The following is a 23,591-nucleotide window of genomic DNA, read 5'->3' on the forward strand; positions in this document are numbered from 1 at the left end:
TTCGGCAACCCACTCAGCTGCGGGACTGGGCGGCACCTTCGGCTCCCTTTTGGGCAGGACTACTGCTGCGATCGCTGGCTCTATCACCATCCTCCGATCGGCCGCTATCGGCGCTGTTGTAGTACTGCCAGGTCCAGTCCTCGACTTCGGCGAGGTCTTTGCCGTGGGTGGTGATGTAGTGCTTGTGTTCGATCAGCTTGTCGCGAATCATTTGTTTGACGTAGGCACCCGTTTTCTTCAGCTTGGGCACGCGATTGATCACATCTCGGGCCAGATTAAAGCGGTCTAGCTCGTTTAGCACCACCATATCGAAGGGGGTGGTGGTGGTGCCCTCTTCTTTGTAGCCGCGCACGTGGAAGTTGGCGTGGTTGGTGCGCCGATAGGTGAGCCGGTGAATCAGCCAGGGATAGCCGTGAAAGGCAAAAATGACGGGTTTGTCGGCGGTGAAAATCGAGTCAAAATCCCAGTCGGAGAGGCCGTGGGGGTGCTCGCTCTGGGGTTGCAGGGTCATCAGGTCAACCACATTCACCACCCGAATTTTGAGGTCGGCAAACTGCGATCGCAGAAAGTCTACCGCTGCCAGGGTCTCCAGGGTGGGCACGTCGCCCGCGCAGGCCATTACCACATCGGGTTCGCCGCCCTTGTCGTTGCTGGCCCACTCCCAAATGCCGACCCCAGCGGTGCAGTGCTTGATGGCGCTATCCATATCGAGCCACTGCAGCTCGGGCTGTTTACCGGCAATAATCACGTTGACGTACTGGCGGCTGCGCAGGCAGTGGTCGGCCACCGAGAGCAGGGTATTGGCGTCGGGCGGCAGGTAGACCCGCACCACCTTCGCTTTCTTATTGGTGACTACGTCGATAAAGCCGGGGTCCTGGTGGCTAAAGCCGTTGTGGTCTTGCCGCCACACGTGGGAGGTGAGCAGGTAGTTGAGCGAGGCGATTGGTCGCCGCCAGGGAATGTCAATACAGCTTTCCAGCCACTTGGCGTGCTGGTTAAACATCGAGTCGACGATGTGGATGAACGCCTCGTAGCAGGAGAAAAAGCCGTGGCGACCCGTGAGCAAATAGCCCTCCAGCCAGCCCTGACACATGTGCTCGCTCAGCACCTCCATCACCCGTCCGGTGGGGGCAACGTGGTCATCGGTGGGCAAAATTTCGGCGGTGGAGACGCGATCGGTGACCTCCAGCAGCGCGTTTAGCCGGTTAGAGTTGTTCTCGTCGGGGCTCATCACCCGAAAGTTTCGGCTCTCGGAGTTGCGCTGCATCACATCGCGCAAAAACTCGCCCAAAACGCGGGTTGACTCGGCCATTTCGGTGCCGGGGTTACTTACCTCTACGGCATAGTCGCGAAAGTTTGGCAGGTGCAGGTCGCGCAGCAGCAGCCCGCCGTTGGCGTGGGGGTTTGCGCCCATGCGCCGCTCGCCCACAGGAGCCAGCTCGGCCAGTTCTGGCACCAGCTGGCCCGCTTCATCAAACAGGTCTTCGGGCTTGTAGCTCTTCATCCAGCGCTCTAGCAGCTGAATGTGCTCCGGGTTACTGGCCATAGCCGAGAAGGGCACCTGGTGCGATCGCCAGTAGTCTTCGGTTTTTTTACCGTCTACCGACTCTGGCCCGGTCCAGCCCTTGGGCGATCGCAGAATGATCATGGGGTACAGCGGCCGCTGCTGAAACCCGTGCACCTGGGCCTCGCGCTGGATTTGCTTGATGTCGGCGATCGCCGCATCCAGGGTGCTGGCCATCAGCTGGTGCATGGCCTCAGGCTCAGACCCCTCGACAAAGTAGGGCTGGTAGCCGTAGCCGATAAACAGGCTTTCGAGCTGGTCCTGGGGCAGCCGGGCCAGCACCGTGGGGTTGGCAATCTTATAGCCGTTCAGGTGCAAAATCGGCAGCACGATCCCATCGCGGGCCGGGTTGAGAAACTTATTCGAGTGCCAGCTGGTCGCCAGAGGCCCCGTTTCGGCCTCGCCATCGCCCACCACACAGGCCACAATCAGGTCGGGGTTGTCGAAGGCGGCTCCGTAGGCGTGCACCAGGGCATAGCCCAGCTCGCCCCCCTCGTGGATTGACCCAGGCGTTTCGGGGGCGGCGTGGCTGGGAATGCCGCCCGGAAAGGAAAACTGCTTGAACAGCTGCCGCATGCCCTCGGCATCTTGCGAAATATTGGGATAAAGCTCGCTGTAGGTGCCCTCTAGATAGGTATTGGCCACCATGCCCGGCCCGCCGTGCCCCGGCCCGGCAATGTAAATCATGTTCAGGTCTTGGGCTTTAATCACCCGGTTCAGGTGAGCGTAGATGAAGTTCAGCCCCGGCGTAGTGCCCCAGTGGCCCAGCAGCCGGGGCTTAATGTGCTCTAGCTTTAGCGGTTCGCGCAGCAGCGGATTGTCTAATAGATAGATCTGGCCTACCGATAGGTAGTTCGCTGCGCACCAGTAGGCATGTAGCTTTTGAAGTTGCTCGGCAGTCAGGGGCTGTTGCTTGCTGGGCGTGGCTGCGATCATGCTAAATGCTCCTTGTAGGGCGACTTGGGGCGGCTATTTCTGGGCTATTTCCTGAACGGCAGACTGCTCCACCTCTACGCTCGGCCGATGCGGCTCCTCACAGGGTACAAAGCTGAACTCCTCCCTTCCTCCTACCGATGACAGTGTTGTGACCTAAAAATATCTGCTGCTAGATAGAGTTGTGCGAGGGCCGCCTCACCCAACCAACGTTATCAAAGGCTTTTGGGAAAATGCTGATACCAAATTATCAAATTCGTTCGGCTCGGCGCGAAGAGTTACCTCAGCTGGCGGCGATCGAGCAGTCAGCCGCTGCGCTGTTTGCAGATACCCCCTACGCCTTTCTAGTCGAGGCCGCGCCCCTGCCGTTTGAGGTTGTGCTGGAGCGGTTTCAAGCCGGGCAGGTGTGGGTGGCGATCGCCGATCAGGCGGCCGTTGTTGGTTACGCCGTCACTCAGCCGGTTGATCAAACCCTGTACCTGCAGGAGATTGACGTCGACCCAGCCCACGGGCGAAGAGGGATTGGTTCTGCGCTGATCAGCGCGGTTAGCCTGTGGGCAAACCACCAGGGCTACCCTGCGCTATCGCTATCGACTTTCCGCACCATTCCGTGGAACGCGCCGTTTTACGCCAGGCTAGGGTTTCAGCCCCTCGATGAGGCGGAGCTGTCGGCGGGTTTTCAGCACATTCGAGAGCAGGAGGCCCAGGCCGGATTACCGATCGGCGATCGCGTTATTATGCAGTGCCGTCAGCTGCCAATATTGCTTGAGAATCGCAAAGATACGTAAAAAAGCCTGAATTAAAGGCGGCCATCGGGTAGGCTTTGGAATTCCAACTATTCCCTTCCAGCTAATTCTAACCGTCCCGATTCAAGCCTAATTGCCCTCCATTCTCGCGAGATTAACCCGATGATAAAATTAGGGCAAGCCCTGTATTAAAAAGCTTACGTTGAGAGATGCCAAGCGTTTTGCTCTAAAGGTTTCTTAAAGGTTTCTTGGCCTGTTTTGCAGCAGCTCGACCCAGTGGGCGATCGCGATTTCTACCTATAGATAGGTGCTTTGAAGGTTTTGAAGAAAGCAGCGGCTAGCTATAGCCTCCAGCGGGTTATTCACGAAGGGGTTCACACCAGAGTTTACGCTGGAGTGAGGCTACAGAATCAGCAACCCGTCATCGTTAAGCGGCTTAGGGATGACTACCCGTCGCTCGAAGACATTACCCGGCTCAGGCACGAGTTTAAGATTTTAGACAGCTTAAACCACCCCGGTATTATCAAGCCATTGGGGCTAGAAACCGACCAAAATGGTCTGGCGCTGCTTTTAGAAGACTTTGGCGGCGTTGCCCTAAAAGACTATTTAAGCCAGCACTCTCTGGCGATCGCCGAGTTCCTTGCCATTGCTCTGCAGCTCGCCGATGCCCTCATCAACCTGCATCAAAACCAGATTGTTCACAAAGACATCAATCCCCAAAACATTTTGATTCAGCCCCAGAGTAGGCAGGTCAAAATCATCGATTTCAGCATTGCCTCTCGCCTCTCGCAGGAAAACTCGGCGGTCAGCAACCCCACGCTGCTCGAAGGCACGCTGGCCTACCTGTCGCCCGAGCAAACCGGCCGCATGAATCGCGCGATCGACTACCGCAGCGACTTTTATTCCCTGGGCGTCACCTTCTACGAAATGCTGACCGGGCAGCTGCCGTTTCAATCGACCGACCCGCTGGAGCTGGTGCATAGCCACATTGCCAAAACGCCCGTGGCCCCCAACCAAATTAATAGCGCCGTGCCACTGCCCCTGGCCGATTTGGTAATGAAGCTGTTGGCCAAAACCGCCGAAGATCGCTATCAGAGCGCGTCCGGTCTGAGGGCCGATCTGGTGAGCTGTCAAACCCAGCTGGAGCAAACTGGCGCGATCGCCGCCTTTCCTGTAGGGCAGCTCGATTGTTTTAGCCAGTTTCTAATTCCGCAGACGCTCTACGGTCGAGAAGCTGAAGTTGCCGCTCTGATGACGGCCTTTGAGCAGGTGAGCGCCGGGGCCACTGAGCTCATGCTGGTCAGCGGCTACTCAGGCATTGGCAAAACGTCGCTGGTGAATGAGGTTCACAAACCGATTTCTCGGCAGCGGGGGTATTTTATCAGCGGCAAGTTTGACCAGTTTAAGCGCAACGTGCCCTACGCGTCTCTGGCCCAGGCCTTTCAAGAGCTGACGCGGCAGCTGCTAACCGAAAGCGACGATCGCATCGCGGGCTGGAAAGCGAAATTGCTGCAGGCTTTAGGCCCAAACGCTCAAATTATTATCGACGTAGTTCCCGAGCTGGAGCGAATTGTGGGGCCGCAGCCCGAGGTGGCTCAGCTGGGGCCATCGGAGGCGCAAAACCGCTTTAATCGAGTCTTTCAACAGTTTGTTCGGGTGTTTAGCCAGCCCGACCATCCCCTGGTCATTTTTCTCGATGACCTCCAGTGGGCCGATCTGCCGTCGCTGAAACTGATTGAGCGGCTGGTGACCAATCCAGAAAACGCGTATCTACTGCTGCTGGGCGCTTACCGCGACAACGAGGTGAGCCTGGCGCACCCCTTGATGCACACCCTGGAGCAAATTCAGGCGGCGGGGGCGAGCGCCCGCAGGCTGGTGCTGCAACCCCTCGATCTGCCCCAGGTCAATCAGCTGGTGGCCGACACGCTGCACACCAGCCAGGCCCAGGCCCAACCCCTGGCCGAGCTGGTGTTTCGCAAAACCCAGGGCAACCCGTTTTTTCTTACCCAGCTGTTGAAGTCGCTGCATCAAGACCAGCAGCTCTGGTTCGATTTTGACCAGGGCCAGTGGCGGTGGCAGATGGAGGTGCTGCAGGGCATCGCCATCACCGAGAATGTCGTTGACCTGATGATCGCTCAGATTCAAAAACTGTCGGCTCAAACCCAGCGGGTGCTCAAGCTAGCGGCCTGCATTGGCGATAAGTTTGCCCTCGACGTGCTGGCCATTGTCAACCAAGCTTCCCAAACCGAAACCGCCGCCGATCTCTGGGAAGCCCTGCAGGCAGAATTTGTGGTGCCCCTCAACCAGTTCTACAAAATTCCGCTGGCGCTCGATGTCGAGACCCGTGCTGTAGAACGTTTCGAGGATCTCTTGCCCTCTGGCCCCGACGTTGCGATCGCCTATCGTTTTTTGCACGACCGGGTGCAGCAGGCGGCCTACTCGCTAATCCCTCAGTCGCAGCGGCAGGAAACCCACCTCAAGATTGGTCAGCTGCTGCTAAAAAACAGCTCACCCGAGGAGCGCAACGAGAATGTTTTTGCCATTGTCAACCAGCTCAACTACGGGGCCGACTTGCTCACCGCCGAGGCCGAGATCTACCAGCTGGCCGAACTCAACCGAGTTGCAGGCCAAAAAGCCAAAGCCGCCGCCGCCTACGACTCGGCCCTGCGCTACCTGCGGGTGGGGCTAGACCTGCTGCCCGCCAGGAGTTGGCAACAGCAGTACAACCTGACCCTGGCCCTGCACGAAGCCGCCGCCGAGTCGGCCTACCTGAATGGCGACTTTGAGCAGATGGAAGCCTGGACCGCCCTGGCCCTGGAGCGGGTGCGATCGCCCATCCACACCATGAAGATCTACGAGGTCCAAATTCAGGCCTGTATGGCCCAGGTGAAGCAGCTCGAAGCGGTCAAAATTGGGCTAGAAGCGCTGGCGCGGCTGGGGGTGACGATCCCTGAGTCGCCCAGCGAGGCCGATATTCAGCAAACCCTGGCCCACACCGCCGCCACACTGGCCGACAAGACTCCCGCAGATCTGCTGCATCTGCCGCCGATGACCGACTCTGAGAAGCTAGCCGCCGTGCGCATGCTCACCAGCCTAGGGTCGCCCTGTTACCAGGCGGCCCCGCACCTGTTTCCGCTGGTGATCTGCAAGCAGGTCAACCTATCGGTCGCCTATGGCAGCTCGCCCTTTGCCGCCTACGGCTACGTGTGCTACGGCGTCATTCTCAACGGCATTTTGCAGAACAGCGAGCTGGCCTACCAGTTTGGCAGCCTGGCGCTTCAGGTGGTAGAGCAATTTAGTGCAGTAGAGCTGAGGGCCAGCGTCAGCTTTGTGGCCGGGGCCTGCACGCTGCACGGCAAGGTTCACGTGCGCGAAACGCTGCCGCTGCTGTGGGATGGCTACCAAAGCGGTCTAGAAAACGGCCAGTTTGAATACGGGGGCTATGCGGCGATTCAGCACTGCCACCACGCTTACTTGATGGGGCAAGACCTCGGCCAGCTGGCCCCCGAAATGACCGCCATCAGCGATAACCTGGCCCAGCTCAAGCAGGACAATACCCTGGGCTGGAATCAAATTGTGCAGCAGGCGGTGCTGAATTTAACCAGTTCAGCAAAGCATCCCAACCTGCTGCAGGGCGAGGTCTACCAGGAAGCCGAGGCTCTGCCCCTGCTCAAGGCCGGCAACGATCGCACCGGGCTGCACTACCTCTACCTCAACAAGCTGATGCTCAGCTACCTGTTTGGCCAGTACGAGCAGGCCCTGGCCGATGCTGCCGAGGCCGAGCAGTATTTAGACGGGGTGAAGGCCTTTTTGGTGGAGCCCACCTTCTATTTTTACAGTTCGCTGGCCCACTTGGCCCAGTCGCCCGAGCGGCTAGACGTAGCGCTCAGCAAAGTTGCGCAAAATCAGGCGCAGCTGCGGCGCTGGGCCGACCACGCCCCCATGAACTTTCAGCACAAGTACGACCTGGTGGAGGCCGAGAAAGCGCGGGTGCTGGGCCAGCCCTGGCAGGCGATGGAGCACTACGATCGCGCCATTGCCGCCGCCCGCGAGCAGGGTTATAACCACGAAGCCGCCCTGGCCAACGAACGGGCCGCCGAGTTTTACCTGGGGCAAGGTCGCGATCGGGTGGCGCAGGTGTATCTGGCCGAGGCCTACTACGGCTATCTGCGCTGGGGGGCGATCGCCAAAGCCAATCAGCTAGGCGATCGCTACCCTCAGCTACTGGCCCAAACCGCCGAGCGAGAGGCGATCGCAGTGCCCGCGCGGATCACCCACACCAGCTCGACCAGTGGGCTACAGGGCTTTGATTTGGCCGCCATTATGAAGGCGTCGCAGGCGCTGTCGAAGGAAATTGTGCTGAGCGACCTGCTCACCACGCTGATGCAGATCGTGCTCGAGAACGCCGGGGCCGAGACGGGCCTGCTGCTGCTAGAGACAGCCGGGCAGCTGGTGATCAAAGCCTCAGGAACGGTGGATGAGGACGCGATCGCCGTCCACCAGAGCGACCTGGGGGAGGCCGACGCAGCCAAGGCCTTGTCCCTGCCCCTGTCGGTGGTCAACTACGTGGCCCGCACCCGGTTGGCCCTAGTGCTCAACGATGCCCACGAGGAAGACCTCTTTGCCAGCGATCCCTACGTGCAGGCGCGGCAGCCCAAGTCGGTTTTGTGTGCCCCCATTCTGCACCAGGGCAAGCTGACCGGCATGCTTTACCTGGAGAACAACCTCACTGCCGGCGCGTTTACCCAAGACCGGCTGGAGGTTCTGCAGCTGCTGGCCGGTCAGGCCGCTATTTCAATTGAAAACGCCCGGCTCTACGCCGATTTAGAAGAGGCCAACCGCACCCTGGAAGCCAACGTCGCCGCCCGCACCCTGGAGCTACAGCAAAACAACATTCACCTGCAGCAGGAGATTCAGGAGCGGCAGCGGGCCGAAGAGGCGGCTATGGTGGCAAGCCGCGCCAAGAGCGAGTTTTTGGCCAATATGAGCCACGAGCTGCGCACGCCGCTAAACGGCATTTTGGGCTACAGTCAGGTGCTCAAAAAACACCAGACCCTCACCGAGCAGCAGCAAAACGGGCTGAACGTGATTCATCAGTGCGGCGAGTACCTGCTGACGCTGATCAACGACGTGCTCGATCTCTCTAAAATCGAAGCGCGAAAAATGGAGCTGCACCCCAGCCGGTTTCACCTGCCCCCGTTTCTTGAGAACGTGCTGGAGATCTGCCGCATTCGCGCCAGCCAAAAGCATATTCCGCTCAACTACGAGGTGCTCTCGGCCCTGCCCCAGCACGTTGAGGCCGATGAAAAGCGGCTGCAGCAGGTGTTGCTCAACCTGCTGGGCAACGCAATTAAATTTACCGAGACAGGCGGCGTTACGCTGACGGTGGGATACGCCCACCTCTGGCCAACCGACGGCGATCCCCGCGAGCCCGAGGGGCAAAACCAGCCGGGCGATCGCTCGACAGCCAGCCCCCTGCGCTTTCAAATTAAAGACACCGGCATTGGGATTGCCCCCGAGCAGCTAGAGCAGATCTTTGACCCATTTCACTGCGCCCCGGCACCCAATCGCCGCAGCGAGGGCACCGGGCTGGGGTTGGCAATTAGCCGGCAGCTCGTACAGTTAATGGGTAGCGACATTCACGTAACCAGCCGCCCAGGCCAGGGCAGCCGGTTTTGGTTTGATCTCCACCTGGTGGCATTGCAGCCCAGCGACCGGGCAGCGGCAGCGGCGCAGCGGGCGATCGCGGGCTACCGGGGCGACCCACGCACCATTCTGGTTGTTGACGATAAAGACTACAACCGGGCCGTGCTGATCAACTTTTTAATTCCGCTGGGCTTTAGGGTGATTGAGGCGGCCGACGGTGCCGCTGGACTAGAGCAGGCCCGGCAGCATCGGCCCGATGCGGTGCTGGTCGATCTGGTCATGCCGCGGATGGATGGCTTTGAGATGACCCGCCGCCTGCGGCAAAGCCCCGAGCTACAGGCAATAACCGTCATTGCGGTGTCGGCCAGCGTGCTAGAGCTAGACCAGCGCCTGAGCCAGGCCGCCCAGTGCGACGCCTTTTTGCCCAAGCCCGTGCAGGAGGCCGCCCTGCTCCAGACGCTCCAGACCCACCTCAAGCTAGATTGGGTCTACGCCCCCGGCACGAACAGCCCCGTCGCCAGCCAGGGTGCCGCGTCCGACTCCGCCGCCGTTTCCCTCATCGCCCTGCCGATCGCGGCTATTCCGCCCGCCTCAGACCTCGACGCTCTGCTCGATCTGGCCCAGCGGGGCGACCTCAAGGGCCTGGTTGCCTACACCCAGCAGCTAGAGACGCTCAACTCGCAGTGGACACCCTTTGCCGCTCAGCTGAGGCAGTTGGCAATGAGCTATAAGGGAAGACAGGCGATCGCATTGATCAAACGCTACCAACCATCGACATGAGCGAGGACACCGCCAATACAGGCACCATTCTGGTGGTAGACGACACCCCAACCAACCTGGAGGTGCTGTTCGATTTTTTGAACAATGCCGGGTTCAAGGTGCTCTTTGCCGAAGACGGGGAAAGCGCCCTCGAAAAAGCTCACTATGCCGCTCCCGATCTGATCCTGCTCGACATTCTGATGCCGGGTATGGACGGGTTTGAGACCTGCCGTCGCCTCAAAGGCAGTCAGTCAACCGCCGCGATTCCGGTGATTTTCTTAACCGCGCTCACCGATACGCCCGAGAAGGTCAAAGGGTTTGCCCTGGGCGCGGTCGATTTTATTACCAAGCCGCTCCAGTACGAGGAGGTGCTGGCTCGGGTTAAGACCCATCTGCGCCTGCAGGCGCTGACCCAGCAGCTCCAAGACCAAAACGCCCGCCTGGAGCGCGAAGTGCAGGAGCGCACCCAGGCCGAAGCCGCCCTGCGCCAGCAAAATCAGCGATCGCAGCTGCTGGCCGGCGTCTCCCTCAAAATTCGCCAATCGTTGCAGATCAACGACATCCTGCAAACTTCGGTGACCGAGGTCAAAGCCATTCTTCAGGCCGATCGGGTGCTCATCTACCGCCTCTGGCCCGACGGCACCGGCAGCGGCGTGGCCGAGGCGGTGCAGCCGGGTCTGCCGGAGGTGATGGGGGTTGTCTTTCCCCAGGAGGTGTTTCCCCCGGAGTCTAGGGAGCAATACCGCCAGGGCCGCGTTCGCATGCTGGCCGACGCTAACCGGGATCAGCAGGTCGCCGCCTGTCTGGTCGATTTTTTGCGGCAGTTTTGGGTGCAGGCCAAGCTGGTGGTGCCGATCATCACCCAGGGCGACCTGTGGGGGTTGCTGATTGCCCACCAGTGCTCAGCCCCGCGCCACTGGACCACCTTCGAGAGTGAGCTACTCCAGCAGCTCGCCAACCAAATGGCTATAGCGCTCACCCAGGCCCAGCTCCTAGAGCAGGAAGTGCTCCAGCGCCAGGAGCTAGCCCGCTCCAACGACGAGCTGCAAAAATTTGCCTACGTTGCCTCCCACGACCTGCAGGAGCCGCTGCGCATGGTCACTAGCTACCTGCAGCTCCTAGAGCGCCGCTACAAGGGTCAGCTCGATGCCGACGCCGACGATTTTATCCAGTTCGCCGTCGACGGTGCCCTGCGCATGCGCACGCTAATTAACGACCTGCTCACCTACTCCCGCGTGGGTACCCAGGGGCGGGCCTTTGAACCCACCAGCAGCACCCAGGCGGTCGAGCGGGCGATCGCCAATCTCAAGGTGGCGATCGAAGAAAGCGAGGCCACCGTGACCTATCATGGGCTGCCCCAGGTGCAGGCCGACCCCACCCAGCTCACCCAACTTTTTCAAAACTTAATCAGTAATGGCATCAAGTTTCGCAGCGAAGCACCGGCCCGCGTTGCCATTGAAGCCAGTCAAAAGGAGGATGTATGGTTATTTTCTGTCCAAGATAATGGCATTGGCATTGACCCCCAATATGCTGACCAAATCTTTGTGATTTTTCAACGGTTAAACAATCGAATCGCCTACCCAGGTACAGGCATAGGGCTAGCGGTTTGCAAGAAAATTGTTGAGCGACACGGTGGTAAAATTTGGGTACAGTCTAAACCAAATCAGGGATCAACCTTCTACTTCACAATTCCAGCAGGGGGCATGAGCTGATGGTGATGGTTAAATCCGTTATTGAGTCCCTGAATCCCATTGAAATTCTGCTGGTCGAAGACAATCCTGGCGACATTCGGCTCACCCAGGAGGTGCTAAAAGAAGGCCAAATTTGCAATCACCTCAACGTGGTAGACGATGGCGAAAAGGCGATCGCCTTTTTGACCCACACTGCGCCCTACAGCCACGCACCCAACCCACACTTGGTCTTGCTAGACCTCAATTTGCCGCGTCGCAGCGGTCTAGAGGTGCTCGAAACGATCAAAACCAATGAGACGCTCAAGCACATTCCGGTCATTGTGTTTACCAGCTCCCACGCCGAGGAAGACATCATGAGCGCCTACAACCTCCACGCCAATTGCTACATCACTAAGCCAATTGACCTGGAGCACTTTACAAGAAGCATCAAATCCATTGAAGATTTCTGGTTATCTATGGTCGAGCTACCCTCGGAGTAAGCCATGGATTCCCAAGCCCCCATCCGCGTGCTGCTGATTGAAGACAACCCTGGCGACAGGCGTCTACTGCAGGAGCTGCTGCGGGAAACCGTCTCGGTTCACATTCAGCTCCACCACGCCGACAGCCTGAGCCAGGGCATACAACACCTCAAGGAAGCCCCCTTTGACATCGTGTTGCTAGATCTGTTTTTGCCCGACAGCCGAGGGTTTGCCACCTTTGAGCAGCTGCATCAGCAGGAGCGCAACGTGCCCATTGTGGTCACCACCGGCCTAAATGACGAAACGCTGGCGCTCAACGCGGTTCAGGCCGGCGCTCAAGACTACCTGGTCAAGGGCCAAATTACCGGCGAGCTGCTGGTGCGCTCAATTCGCTATGCGATCGAGCGCAAGCGGGCTGAGCAAAAAATTCGTGAGCAGGCAGCACTGCTCGATATCGCCACAGACGCCATTCTCGTTCGCGATGTGCAAAACCAAATTTTGTTTTGGAGCAAGGGCGCAGAACGGCTGTACGGGTGGACCAGCGCAGAGGCCCTGGGCCAGAAAACGACTGACCTTCTGTACGCCCTAGACGATTTAGAGCGAGTTCATCCCGCTCAGCAGCAGCTCATGCTTGAAAACGAATGGCAGGGAGAACTCAACCAGATTACTAAAACCGGCCAAAAAATCATTGTGGAAAGCCGCTGGTCTCTGGTGCGCGACGATGACGGCCAGCCCCAGTTTATTCTGATCGTCAGTACCGATGTGACGGCCAAAAAACAGCTCGAAGCGCAGTTTTTTCGGGCCCAACGCATGGAGAGTATCGGCACGTTGGCCAGCGGTATTGCCCACGATCTCAACAATATTTTGACCCCTGTGCTCACCACCGCGCAGCTTCTGCAAATGAAGTCTAGCAATTTAGATGAACGCAGTCTGCACATGCTGCAGGTGCTCGAGACCAACGCCAGACGGGGAGCCGAAATCATCAAACAGGTGCTGTCTTTTGCCCGTGGCATTGAAGGTAATGATACCGTCCTTCAGGTGGGGCATTTAATTCGAGAAATTCAACAAATCATCCGAGAAACTTTTCCCAAATCGATCGAATTAGAGGTAGATATTGCCCGCGACCTCTGGACTATTTCGGGTAACCCAACCCAAATTCACCAGGTGCTGATGAACTTGTGCGTTAACGCCCGCGATGCCATGCCCCAGGGAGGAAAGCTCGAAATTTCAGCCGAAAATTTGACCCTCGACGAAAACTACGTGCGCACAAACCTAGATGCCAGGGTGGGTAAATATATTGCCATTACCGTAGCCGATACCGGCTGTGGCATTGCCCCCGAACTGCTCGATCGCATTTTTGAGCCTTTCTTTACCAGCAAAGACATCGGCACTGGCACCGGGCTGGGGCTGTCAACCGCTCTAGGCATTGTTAAAAGCCACCGGGGCTTTATCACCGTGGTGAGCTCGTCAGAGTCTAGCTCGGCCGAAAAAGGAACCCAGTTCAAAATTTTTCTGCCGGCCGTGATTGCGACCCACCGCTCCGATATTGGTCCGTCAGAGGCCCTGGTTGGCAATCAAGAGCTGATTTTGGTTGTAGATGACGAACCCCCCGTTTGTGAGGTTACCAAAGCATCCTTAGAAGCCTACAACTACCGCGTTTTAACCGCCTGCGATGGTCTAGATGCGATCGCCCTCTACGCCCAGCACCAAAGCGACATCCAGCTGGTAATTATGGATATGATGATGCCGTCTCTAGACGGGGCGACCACGTTTCGAGTGCTGCAAAAAATCAATCCTCAGGTGCAGGCTGTTGCCGTCAGCGGGTTGCCCTATCACAACGCCAAACTGACCTCCATTGCCTCCCTTAAAGTTCAGGGTTTTCTACCCAAGCCCTACACCATTGAAGAACTGATTAAAGTCGTGCATACCGCTCTGCAACCAGACGCCTAAACGACCCGCTTACCTATTCGCTCCCTTCGACTCCGCTCCCTTCGACTCCGCTCAGGGACCAGACCGGCACGCATCGACTCCCTTCGGCTTCGCTCCCTTCGACTTCGCTCAGGGACCAGACCGGCACGCATCGACTCCCTTCGACTCCGCTCCCTTCGACTTCGCTCAGGGACCAGACCGGCACACATCGACTCCCGTCGACTCCGGTCCCTTCGGCTTCGCTCCCTTCGACTTCGCTCAGGGACCGGAGCGGCACCCATCCACCCGCCTACCCTCCCACTCCCTCACCCCTACCCCGGCACCGTCAGCGCCCGCCCATTGTCTCCAGGCTGAATGCTTAAGATGTACGGCACCGCCGCCTTGACCCAGGCCGCGATGGGGGTATAGGCAGCGGCATCCTCGCCGTAGCAGGTTTCCAGCATGGCGGTGTGAATGATGCCGGGGTTGAGGGCCACTGCCGCCATTCCCGGTGGTAAATCCTGCGATAGAGCCTGGGTCAGCCCCTCCACGCCCCACTTAGTCGCGCAGTAGGGGGCCACCCCTGGCGAGGTCGATCGCCCCCAGCCCGAGCTAAAGTTGACAAAAATGCCCGATCGCCGCTCGACCATAGGCGGGGCAAAGTGACGAATGACGTTGCAGGTGCCGCTGAGGTTGACGGCAATAACGGCGTCGCACTCGTCTGCGGGTACGGCCCACAGGGGGGCAGGACGGTTGACCAGCCCGGCATTGTTTAGCACCAGGTCGGGCAGGCCGTTGGCCGCCATAACGGCCTCAGCCCAAGCTGCCACCGCCCCATCGTCGCGAACATCGACAGCGCTGAACAGATGGGGACTGGGGTACTGGGTTGCCAGCTCGGCTACGGCCTCGGCGCGGCGGGCACAGCCCGAAACTCGATGCCCCTCAGCCACAAAGCCATCGACCATCGCGCGGCCCAGCCCCTGGCTTACCCCAGTAATAACGATGTGTTTGCCCATAAAGAAGAGATACGTATGGAAGAAATACGCGATTAGAAATACAGGTGCGTTCAACCCTAGTGGAATTGGCCCGGCTGCTAGATCCAGGCACTCAGCTATGGCTGAGCATGCCTTAATCTGGCCAAGGGCGCAAGGGGCGGCGATGCATCCATGGCAGGATAGGATGAACCGTTGGTCAAGGCAGGGCTAGGCCCCATGGCAGCAAAGACAATAGCAGCAAAAACAGTTAATAACTGGGCCTCCAGACTGCGGCGAGTGCCGGTAGTGCTGCTGCTCTGTACGGCCCTGCTGGGGCTATGGGGCCTGAGTTTGCCCGGTCCTAGCAGTGTTCTGTGCGATCGTGCCGCCCCCGGTCAGGTTTACTGCCGGGCTGTGCGGTCTCAGCTCTGGGCCTGGCTACCCCGCGCCCAGGGGTTTGCCCTGCAGGAGATTGCCATTGCCTCAGACCTGTGCGACAACACACCGCGCGGTGGGGTGCGCTTTTGCCATCGCCTCACGCTGCTGGGGTCGGGGCGGCAGCTCACGCTGCCCGAGGTACGCACGCCCCTGTCTGCCACCGCCCTGAGCGATCAGCTGCATCGGTTCATGGCCGGTGAAGGCAGTCCTCAGCTGGTCTGGTCGGGCGATCGCCCCATGTTTCCGTGGCGCACCCCCGCCATTGCCCTGCTGCTGGCCGCTGCCACCTGGGCCCTGTGGGATGTACGCTGGCCGCCCCTTTCGCCCTCACCCCTGGCCCTAGACGGAGCCAAGGGCAACACTACAACAAAAGACTAATCTGGTCCCACCGCCTCAGCCCTGCCGTTACGGCCTAGGGCAGTACTTTGGCTAAACGTCAATCCCTCTTGGCCAAAAACGTTACAAAACAAAATTTTTTCGCCTATTTTTCCCCGGCTTTTCCCCAGGCCTGCCGAGGTTTTCCCCAGGTTTTCCCCAGGCACTGACGGTGAACCAGGGCCTAGCACCGCTCTGTGGAAAACGGCACTCCAGCCTCCAGCGATCGCTCGATACCCAGCGATCGCCCCCTGCGCTCTGAAGGAATCTCCAAAACCCCCATCCCGCCGTAGGCACCCTGCACTACTAGCCCAAACGCGCTTCTAAAGCAAGATTGACAGCATCCGGAGAGTTCGGCAGAATGATGCGACTGGCACAGCCAAGACCCTTACTCAACGGCCTCTAAGACCCGACCTTAGGTCATCAACGGCGTGGATTGTAGGGCGCTGGCTTAGCCACGGGCAATGGTCGGCCCCAGGGTTTCGCTTCTAACGTTTTTACAAATTGACTCTACGTAAACATCGCGCCTAGGTGGGCAGGAGTTGTTAGCTCCCCCGCCAGTTTTCTGCGGGCAGTGGCGGCGAAAACCGCTCACAGCTCCTGCGTCAAACGGCCTTGGCCCGCTCCAAAAGTGCATTTATACTACCCCGTTTCACCCTTCAGGCTCCTTCCCGGTCCGCATCCCCTCAACAAAGGCAGCGCCCTATGACTCGCGACGTAACCACGCCCAAAGTTAGCCTCATGGCCGAAGTGCCCGAAGAACTGTACGAGGCGCTGCAGGTGTACCTAGACAAAAACCCCGCCTGGAACCAGCACCGAGTCTTCTGCGCAGCCCTGTCGCTGTTTCTGATGCAGAATGTCAGCGGCAATGGGCCGCGATCGACCGCTAAAGGCCATCGCGACGTCAACCGCATCTACCTCGACGCCCTATTCGACTACACGCCCTAGCCGCCGCTCAGCTAATCAACCCAACCAATGTCGGCATCGGTCAGCATAGGGTTGGGTTGCCCTTTTTGAATGGCATAGTCAGGTACGCCCCGGTGGTAGGCAGGTCTGTTGGCCTTAGGCTCCACCGGGCGGCGGGGCAGGATGTCGACCCCAGAAATGCGGTGGGGCGCTGGGGCTGCCGTTTCGGTCAGCTTCAAAATCGTTTTTTTCGCTTCGTCCAGCTCAGCCTGGGTTTTGGTCAGAGCGTCGGCCTTCGCTTTAGCAGCTGTCTCGGCCTGATCGAGGCTGTCTTTGAGTTCAAACAGTCGGCCCTGCTGGGTTTCTAGGTCTTTTTGCAGCCCGGCAACGGTTTTCTCCAGCTGGGCTTTATCTTTTTGGGCGGCTGCGAGGTCTTTTTCTAGAGCGCTGAGGCGATCGGCCATATCGTTAGCCGGGGGCTGGGGAGCGATCGCCGCTGCAGGCTGGTCTGGAGCGATCGGCTCAGCGGCGACCTCTGGCTCAGGCTGTGGCTCAGGTTTTGACTCGGGTTCTGTCTTAGACTCTGGCTCTGCGGCTGGTTGAGAAGTCGCCTTAGTGCGGCGGCTAGTTGCCGTACGCCGAGCCGAAGACGCGCGGCGGCTGGGCTGGGGAGCTGCTTCGGCCTCGGCGGCACCTGGGGCATCAGCCTTAGTCACTTCTTCTTTGAGGAGGTCGGAGAGGCGTTTTTTAGTCATGGCTGGTTCCAGTCTCGCTGTAGTTCTTCGGCAACTCGGCAGTAGTCAGAACGGGCCTCCTGGTTATTTTTGCCGCGCCACTTGAGGATGGACAGCCCCTCTAGGGCAGCCCGCTCGTGAGCTTTGTAGGCGCGAATAAACGCATTGCAGGCCGGAATTCTTAGCTCCAGCAGGGTGTTCTGAGCTTCAATGGCTTCGCCGACGCTGCGGGAATCCACCTTCGTCAACAATACTCGATGGGATACCCCGCTGGGCGCAACCGCTTCATTCACTGTAGTAATCAAAACGGCTAAATCCATCGGTGCGGGGGGCGTTGGCAACAGCAAATAGTCAGCCGATGGAATCACCGCTGCCAAAATCGCCGAGCCCAGCGCCGGGGGTGTGTCAACAATAATTAGGCTGTGGTCGTGCTCCTGACCTAACCGAGCCAGGCGGGCCGGGTTTGTTTGGGCCTTGACCTCAAAGCCCAGGTCAATTGGGCTGCGCCCGGTCCACCACAGGGCCGACCCCTGGGGGTCAGCATCTACCAGCAGCACCGAGTGGGTTTCGGCAAACACCGCCGCCAGGTTAACAGCGGTGGTGGTTTTGCCCACGCCGCCCTTGCCGTTAAACACCGCTAGCACAATCGGGCGAGCCAAAGTCACATCTCCCAAAGACTATTAGCAGGGCTAGATAGTCGCGCCATTCTCGTCTGAGCGGCTCTCGCCAACGTCCCAACCTACGGAATAGTACTCCAAGCCTGCGCCAATGACATCACCAAATCTCCCCAGTTTTTTCCCACCCGCCACATCTCCCTCACCCGCCCCATCTCCCTCACCCCTCATCCCTCCCCCCTCCCCCTGATAAAATACAAGCCATGGCCAACCCTACTTCACCCGCCGCCTCAAAACCGTCCGCCCATCAATCCAAAGGATGGTTTCGCCGTCCTAATCGGCGACGCATTTTAACTGCACCGTTACCGGACCCCATTGCTGAAAATATTGAAGCCATTATTGCCATTCACCGCCAGGAGTCTGAGGACCTCGCCCTTCCGGAGCGGGTGTTGGAGGTGGTGGCGTCGTGGTTCAGTCGACCCACGTTCCTATACCTCCTGCTGGGGGGGCTGGGGCTATGGCTGGCGGGCGACTGGCTCAACCATACAGACCTGCTACCGATCGCCCTGCCTACCTTTACCTGGGCTGAGCAGGGGCTAGATGCCGCCGCGCTGCTGATCTCAACCGGGGTACTGATTCGCCAAAACCGTCAGGAGAGTTTTGCCGAACAGCGCACTCAGCTGATGCTGCAGCTCAGTCTGCTGTCTGAGAAAAAAATTGCCAAAATTATTGCGCTGCTGGAGGAACTGCGCGAAGACCTGCCGGATATGGAGCAGCGCTACGACCCCGAAGCTGCCATTATGCAGCAGTCAGCCGACCCCCTGACCGTGCTGGAAGCGCTGAAAGAAACCCTGGAAACCGAAATATCGGCAGAGACCGAATAGTGTTCTGTCAAGCTTAAGTTTGTCGGTTGAGTGACGCGGAGTGTCACCCAACCGACGGGAACTATTTAGAATCGATGACAGGCCCTAGCGCAGCAGCTGCTTGACGGTGCTGATCATATCGGCTGGGCGAAAGGGCTTAGTGATGTAGGCGTCGGCCCCCTGCTTCATGCCCCAGTAGCGGTCGAACTCTTCGGCCTTGCTAGAGCAAATAATGACGGGAATATTTTGGGTGGCGGCGGTGTTTTTGATCCAGCGGCAGAGTTCGTAGCCATTCATGTTGGGCATGACAATGTCGAGCACCACCAGGTCGGGAGGGGTGGCCTGAATCATTTCCTGGGCTTCGACGCCGTCTTTGGCTTCTACTACCGTTAGGCCAGCTTTGAGCAACAGCCCGGCAATCATTTCTCGCAGGGTTGAGCTGTCATCGACAATTAGCACTGTACTCATTCTGATGCCTCGCTGACGGTAAGCAGACCGCCCATTGCTCCGTAGCTATTATGGCCAATTTGCGCAGACTCTAACACTTTCTCAAAACTATAGTGTGGGTCGGGTCGCTGTAGAGGTAGTGAACCGGTAACTCGACCTAAGGGGATACTGTTTCGATTGCGTTTTTGATCGTAATTGCTGGACCTAAAGCGCCCTTGTGGCGTAGCTTAACCAAGGCGGCGATGGCGCTATGCTATCGCAGCGAAAATTTGCGTACCGCTAGCAAACTGCCCATCAGCCCCACCAGGGTGCCCAGCCCCAGCAGCGAGGCTGGCAGCAAAATCAGCTGTTGGGGAGTAAGTCTTAGACCCTGCACCACAAACTGAATAAAATCGGCCTGCTGGGCGGCTAGCTCGGTCAAAAATCGCTGAATGGAAAACAGCAGCCCCCAGGCTACCGTAGCCCCCGCCAAACCAAAGGTAGCCCCCTGCAAAATAAACGGCAGGTAAATCCAGATTCGGGTCGCGCCTACCAGCTGCATAACCTCAATTTCGCGACGGCGGGCCAGTACAATTAAGCGAATGGTGGTGGTAATTACAGCGGTGGCGGTGAGCGTCAAAATAGTAATCACAAACAGACTGGCCCACCGGAGGCCGTCGTTGAGCTGAGCCAGGCGAGTGACGGCCTCATCGACGTAGCGCACTTCGTCAATGCCTTCAAGAGCCTCAAGCTGACTGGCGATCGCCGGTACCGACTCAGAATCTTTAGCCTTGACCTTCAGTTCATCAACCAGAGGGTTGCCCTTGAGCTGGTCGGTAGCCCCGGCAATGTCCGACAGGCCCAAATCGGCTACCAGCTCGGCCCAGGCCGACTCTTTGGTCACAGGAGTAACTGTGACCACATCGGGAAACGCTTCGACCACGGGCTTGAGATCGCTGGCTTGAAAGCCGCTTTGCAGGTAGGCCGACACCTCTAGCTGGCTGCCAAACTGGTTGAGCAGCCGCTCTAGCTGCCAGGTCGACTGCAGGCTGATGCCAAACAAAAACAAAAGTACGGTAATGGTGCTAATCGCCGCCCAGTTCATCCAGCCACCGCGCCGCAGCCCCAGCAGGGTTTCGCGCAGCAGATAGTCAGACTTGGTTAACAGCTTAAACATAGACACCCTTGCCTGGGTAAGTTGAGCCGATAGTAGCAGATATGGGGGTTAGCACCAGACCTAAACGCTAACTATGGCGCGATGCAGGTTAGCTAACGGCAGCATGGTACAAACTATGCCTAGATCCGATCCGTGTCAAGGGAAGTTTTTGATTCGCAACTTACGCAGCCCCTGTAAGCTAGCCTAGAACTGACCTCGGTCTGCCCTGAATCAAAGAGCAAATACTGCAGAATTTGTGGAACAGTCGTTCCGGCTGTCCACAGCCAGGCCGGATGCCTAACCCGCAGGAGTTGGATCTGGTTCAATTTTTAGGCAGGCAGGTTGCCAGGACAAGGACAGCTTACCAGGATCAAGAAACGTTACCGATGGCAGAATCCGCTGGTTCACCCGATCGCCAGGCCGTCATTGACCATGCCCTTGAGCTGGGGTTTGATTTAGTCGGCATTGTGGCCCTAGACGAATCCCCTAGCCACCAGGAAACGGCAGCGGTGGAGCACCTGCAGCGCTGGCTAGACCAGGGCTACCAGGCCGATATGGGCTGGATGGGCAACCCCAAGCGCCAGAACATTCGCCAGGTGCTGCCGGGGGCGCGATCGCTCGTCTGTGTCGCCCTCAACTACTACACCCCCCACCGCCACTCTGACGACCCTAGCCACGGCAAAATTTCCCGCTACGCCTGGGGCCGTGACTATCACCGCATTCTGCAAAAGCGGCTCAAACCCCTGGCCGACTGGATTACCGCTAGCGGCCACGGCGCTCGCTACTACGCCGATACCGGCCCCGTACAGGACAAGGCCTGGGCCCAGCAGGCGGGCCTGGGCTGGGTGGCCAAAAACGGCAATCTAATCACCCGCCAGTACGGCTCCTGGGTGTTTTTGGGTGAGCTGATCACGACCCTGGCCCTGGTTCCCGATTCGCCCCACATGCCCCACTGTGGCACCTGCACCCGCTGTCTGGAGGCCTGTCCCACCGGGGCCATTACCCAGCCCCACGTGGTCGATGCCAACCGCTGTATCGCCTACCACACCATCGAAAACCGGGCCGAAACGCTGCCGGAGGCGATCGCTCCCCATCTGAATAACTGGGTGGCGGGCTGCGACATCTGCCAGGATGTTTGCCCCTGGAACCAGCGCTTTGCCCAACCCACCGCCGTCGATGACTTTCAGCCCTACCCCGAGAATCTGGCCCCAAAACTGACTGATTTAGCTACCCTATCAGAAGCCGAGTGGGACCAGCGGTTTCGGGCTTCGGCCCTGCGGCGCATCAAACCGGCTATGTGGCGGCGCAATGCTCAGACGGCCCAAGCAGCCGCTCAGCAAAATCACCCCGGCTGATTTTTCAGCGTCCGCAACCGACGTACACTCTTATAGACTCGCTATTCACCCTACCGATTCTGCTGTGCTAAAACGCCTCTCTCTTCTGCCGCTGCTGACCCTCTGCGGACTGTTGGGCAATGCCCTACCCGTCCGCGCCCAGGCGCTCACTCCCTACGTGCTGCCGCTTGACTACGACCTGATGACCGAGCAGGGGCTGTTTTTGGCCAACGAAGCCCAGCAGCTGGCCGAGTTTCAGCAGTATGGGCGGGCCTTGGCCCTGGCTCAGCTGGCGGCTCAGCTCGCCCCCAACGACGGCCAGGTGTTGGCCCTGCTGGGCGGTCTCTACCTGCAAAACAGCGAGGTCGACAAGGCGCTGCCGCTGCTCGATCGCGCCCAAAGCCTGCTGCCTGAAAACCCACGGGTGCTGTTTGCTCTGGGGTCGGCCTATCTGCAGCAGGATGACCCCCAGCGCGCCGCCAGCTACCTGGAGCAGGGGCTAGCGCTAGAACCCGACAACCCCAGCGCCCTGTTCGACCTGGGCAACGCCTACTTTAAGCTCGACCAGTACCCCCAGGCGATCGCGACCTTTGAGCGATCAGTGGCCGCCGAGCCCGAGTTTTGGCCCTCGGTCAACAACATTGGCCTGGTGTTCTACGAGCAGGGCGACGCACAGAAGGCGGTGGAATACTGGCGGTCTAGCCTGGAGCTAGCTGCCAACGAGCCCGAACCCAAGCTGGCGATCGCCGTCGCCCTGCACGCCCAAGAAAACTGCGGTGTACCCGTGGTTAGAGCCACCAGCGCTGCCTGTCAGGAAGCCGTACGCCTGGGCACCGAAGCGCTGGAGCAGGACAGCCGCTACGCCGACCTTGAGTTTCTGCGCACCAACCTCTGGGGCGACAAGCTGATCGACTCCACCACCGCGTTCTTTGAGATTCCCGACATCAAGACCCTGCTGAGCGAGCTGTAGCTTCGACTCCGCTCAGCTACCGAGCTTCGACTTCGCTCAGCTACCGGTGGCTGAGCGGAGTCGAAGCCCCAACCATCAGTCGAAGCCCCAACCATCAGTCGAAGCCCCAACCATCAGCCGAAGCCCCAACCATCAATAGCGTTGGGGCACAAAAAATTGCTCGTTAATGGGCGATCGCACGTAGTCGTCTGGGGCACTGCGGCGCGGCGGCAGCTCTAGCGGCTCGGGAGTCATATCGACGTAGTCAATTTTGCTGAGAATGTGGCTGATACAGTTAAGCCGCGCCCGCTTTTTGTCGTCGGCTTCGACCGTAAACCAGGGCGCTTCGGGAATGTTGGTGTGGACGAACATGGCATCTTTGGCCTGAGAATACTCCACCCAGCGATCGCGCGACTCCAGATCCATAGGGCTGAGCTTCCAGCGGCGGGCCGGGTCGGTCAGGCGCGACTGAAACCGCCGCTCCTGCTCCTCGTCGCTGACCGAAAACCAGTACTTGAGCAGAATGATCCCAGATCGCACCAGCATGCGCTCAAACTCGGGGCAGGTCTGCATAAACTCGTCGTACTGCTCGTCGGTGCAAAAGCCCATCACGTGCTCAACGCCGGCCCGGTTGTACCAGCTGCGGTCGAAGCAGACAATTTCGCCAGCGGCGGGCAGGTGGGCAACGTAGCGCTGAAAGTACCACTCGGTTTTTTCGCGATCGCTTGGCGTCCCCAGCGCCACCACTCGGCACCCCCTTGGGTTGAGCGGCTCAGTAATGCGCTTAATGGTGCCGCCCTTGCCCGCCGCGTCGCGCCCCTCAAACAAAATTACAATTCTGGTACCGGTTTGCTTGACCCAGTACTGCATTTTTACCAACTCTACCTGCAAACGAGCCAGCTCTTTCTCATAAAATTTACTGGTTAATTTCGAGCTGCCTTCGGACTCAGACAGGTAGTGAAAAATAGGCCGTTCCAAGGCCTTAAGAGCCTCCTTTTTGAGCTGCTTAGTTTTAGACCTCTTTTTAGCGTTCTTTTTGCCTGGCTTTTGATCCAGATCTAAGGAATCATCCTTAGCCCCAGAATTGGCTTTACCACTGCGTTTGCTCATAGTCATA

Annotated in this window: 17 protein-coding genes; 10 read left to right on the forward strand and 7 right to left on the reverse strand. The window is 58.8% G+C overall.

Annotated elements, in window-relative coordinates:
• Nucleotides 1-13: 13 nt before the first annotated feature.
• On the reverse strand, nt 14-2,500 hold the full coding sequence (locus IQ265_RS03245; protein WP_194050763.1) for a phosphoketolase family protein: 2,487 nt from the start codon (nt 2,498-2,500) through the stop codon (nt 14-16).
• Nucleotides 2,501-2,730: 230 nt separating this feature from the next.
• Between IQ265_RS03245 and IQ265_RS03250 the strand changes: the two genes are divergently transcribed.
• The 5 genes from IQ265_RS03250 to IQ265_RS03270 all read left to right on the forward strand — a co-directional run bounded on the left by IQ265_RS03250 (nt 2,731) and on the right by IQ265_RS03270 (nt 13,747).
• On the forward strand, nt 2,731-3,285 hold the full coding sequence (locus IQ265_RS03250; RefSeq protein WP_194050764.1) for a GNAT family N-acetyltransferase: 555 nt from the start codon (nt 2,731-2,733) through the stop codon (nt 3,283-3,285).
• A gap of 279 nt (nt 3,286-3,564) precedes the next feature.
• Entirely contained in the window at nt 3,565-9,669 is a 6,105-nt protein-coding gene (locus IQ265_RS03255; RefSeq protein WP_194051108.1) for a hybrid sensor histidine kinase/response regulator, read from the forward strand.
• Nucleotides 9,666-11,360 carry an ATP-binding protein gene (locus tag IQ265_RS03260; RefSeq protein WP_194050765.1) on the forward strand — a complete coding sequence of 565 codons (1,695 nt, stop codon included), beginning with the start codon at nt 9,666-9,668 and terminating at the stop codon, nt 11,358-11,360. Before IQ265_RS03255 ends, IQ265_RS03260 begins: the two co-directional genes overlap by 4 nt.
• 5 nt (nt 11,361-11,365) lie before the next feature.
• A complete protein-coding gene (locus IQ265_RS03265; RefSeq protein WP_228037534.1) occupies nt 11,366-11,818 on the forward strand; it encodes a response regulator in 453 nt (150 codons plus the stop codon).
• A gap of 3 nt (nt 11,819-11,821) precedes the next feature.
• Entirely contained in the window at nt 11,822-13,747 is a 1,926-nt protein-coding gene (locus IQ265_RS03270; protein ID WP_194050767.1) for a response regulator, read from the forward strand.
• Between the two features lie 290 nt (nt 13,748-14,037).
• On the opposite strand, the gene IQ265_RS03275 is transcribed toward IQ265_RS03270, so the two are convergent.
• Nucleotides 14,038-14,721: an SDR family oxidoreductase gene (locus IQ265_RS03275; protein WP_194050768.1), complete on the reverse strand. Its 684-nt coding sequence runs from the start codon at nt 14,719-14,721 to the stop codon at nt 14,038-14,040.
• A 195-nt stretch (nt 14,722-14,916) separates the two neighbouring features.
• Here IQ265_RS03275 and IQ265_RS03280 point away from each other — a divergent pair, with 195 nt between their 5' ends.
• Nucleotides 14,917-15,495 carry a hypothetical protein gene (locus IQ265_RS03280; protein WP_194050769.1) on the forward strand — a complete coding sequence of 193 codons (579 nt, stop codon included), beginning with the start codon at nt 14,917-14,919 and terminating at the stop codon, nt 15,493-15,495.
• A gap of 702 nt (nt 15,496-16,197) precedes the next feature.
• Nucleotides 16,198-16,440, forward strand: a complete 243-nt coding sequence (locus tag IQ265_RS03285; protein WP_194050770.1) for a DUF2811 domain-containing protein — start codon at nt 16,198-16,200, stop codon at nt 16,438-16,440.
• Between the two features lie 11 nt (nt 16,441-16,451).
• Here the strand turns inward: IQ265_RS03285 and IQ265_RS03290 are convergent, their stop codons facing one another.
• Both IQ265_RS03290 and IQ265_RS03295 read right to left on the reverse strand, forming a co-directional pair.
• Nucleotides 16,452-17,153 (reverse strand): hypothetical protein, encoded by a 702-nt coding sequence (locus tag IQ265_RS03290; RefSeq protein ID WP_194050771.1) that lies wholly within the window; start codon nt 17,151-17,153, stop codon nt 16,452-16,454.
• Nucleotides 17,150-17,791 (reverse strand): ParA family protein, encoded by a 642-nt coding sequence (locus IQ265_RS03295; protein WP_194050772.1) that lies wholly within the window; start codon nt 17,789-17,791, stop codon nt 17,150-17,152. Before IQ265_RS03295 ends, IQ265_RS03290 begins: the two co-directional genes overlap by 4 nt.
• A gap of 218 nt (nt 17,792-18,009) precedes the next feature.
• Between IQ265_RS03295 and IQ265_RS03300 the strand changes: the two genes are divergently transcribed.
• On the forward strand, nt 18,010-18,630 hold the full coding sequence (locus IQ265_RS03300; RefSeq protein ID WP_194050773.1) for a DUF1003 domain-containing protein: 621 nt from the start codon (nt 18,010-18,012) through the stop codon (nt 18,628-18,630).
• Between the two features lie 84 nt (nt 18,631-18,714).
• Here the strand turns inward: IQ265_RS03300 and IQ265_RS03305 are convergent, their stop codons facing one another.
• Complete coding sequence (locus IQ265_RS03305) at nt 18,715-19,077, reverse strand: response regulator (protein WP_194050774.1); 363 nt, start codon at nt 19,075-19,077, stop codon at nt 18,715-18,717.
• Between the two features lie 232 nt (nt 19,078-19,309).
• On the reverse strand, nt 19,310-20,212 hold the full coding sequence (locus IQ265_RS03310) for an ABC transporter permease (protein WP_194050775.1): 903 nt from the start codon (nt 20,210-20,212) through the stop codon (nt 19,310-19,312).
• A gap of 365 nt (nt 20,213-20,577) precedes the next feature.
• On the opposite strand from IQ265_RS03310, the gene queG reads away from it, so the two are divergent.
• Both queG and IQ265_RS03320 read left to right on the forward strand, forming a co-directional pair.
• Nucleotides 20,578-21,546 carry a tRNA epoxyqueuosine(34) reductase QueG gene (queG, locus tag IQ265_RS03315; RefSeq protein ID WP_194050776.1) on the forward strand — a complete coding sequence of 323 codons (969 nt, stop codon included), beginning with the start codon at nt 20,578-20,580 and terminating at the stop codon, nt 21,544-21,546.
• 64 nt (nt 21,547-21,610) lie between these two features.
• On the forward strand, nt 21,611-22,495 hold the full coding sequence (locus tag IQ265_RS03320) for a tetratricopeptide repeat protein (protein ID WP_347404905.1): 885 nt from the start codon (nt 21,611-21,613) through the stop codon (nt 22,493-22,495).
• A 132-nt stretch (nt 22,496-22,627) separates the two neighbouring features.
• Here the strand turns inward: IQ265_RS03320 and ppk2 are convergent, their stop codons facing one another.
• The gene (ppk2, locus tag IQ265_RS03325; RefSeq protein WP_194050777.1) at nt 22,628-23,584 is read right to left on the reverse strand and encodes a polyphosphate kinase 2; all 957 of its coding nucleotides are present in this window, start codon (nt 23,582-23,584) and stop codon (nt 22,628-22,630) included.
• Between the last annotated feature and the right edge of the window lie 7 nt (nt 23,585-23,591).

Source organism: Nodosilinea sp. LEGE 06152 (genome assembly GCF_015207525.1).
In the GTDB taxonomy this organism is placed as follows: domain Bacteria; phylum Cyanobacteriota; class Cyanobacteriia; order Phormidesmidales; family Phormidesmidaceae; genus Nodosilinea.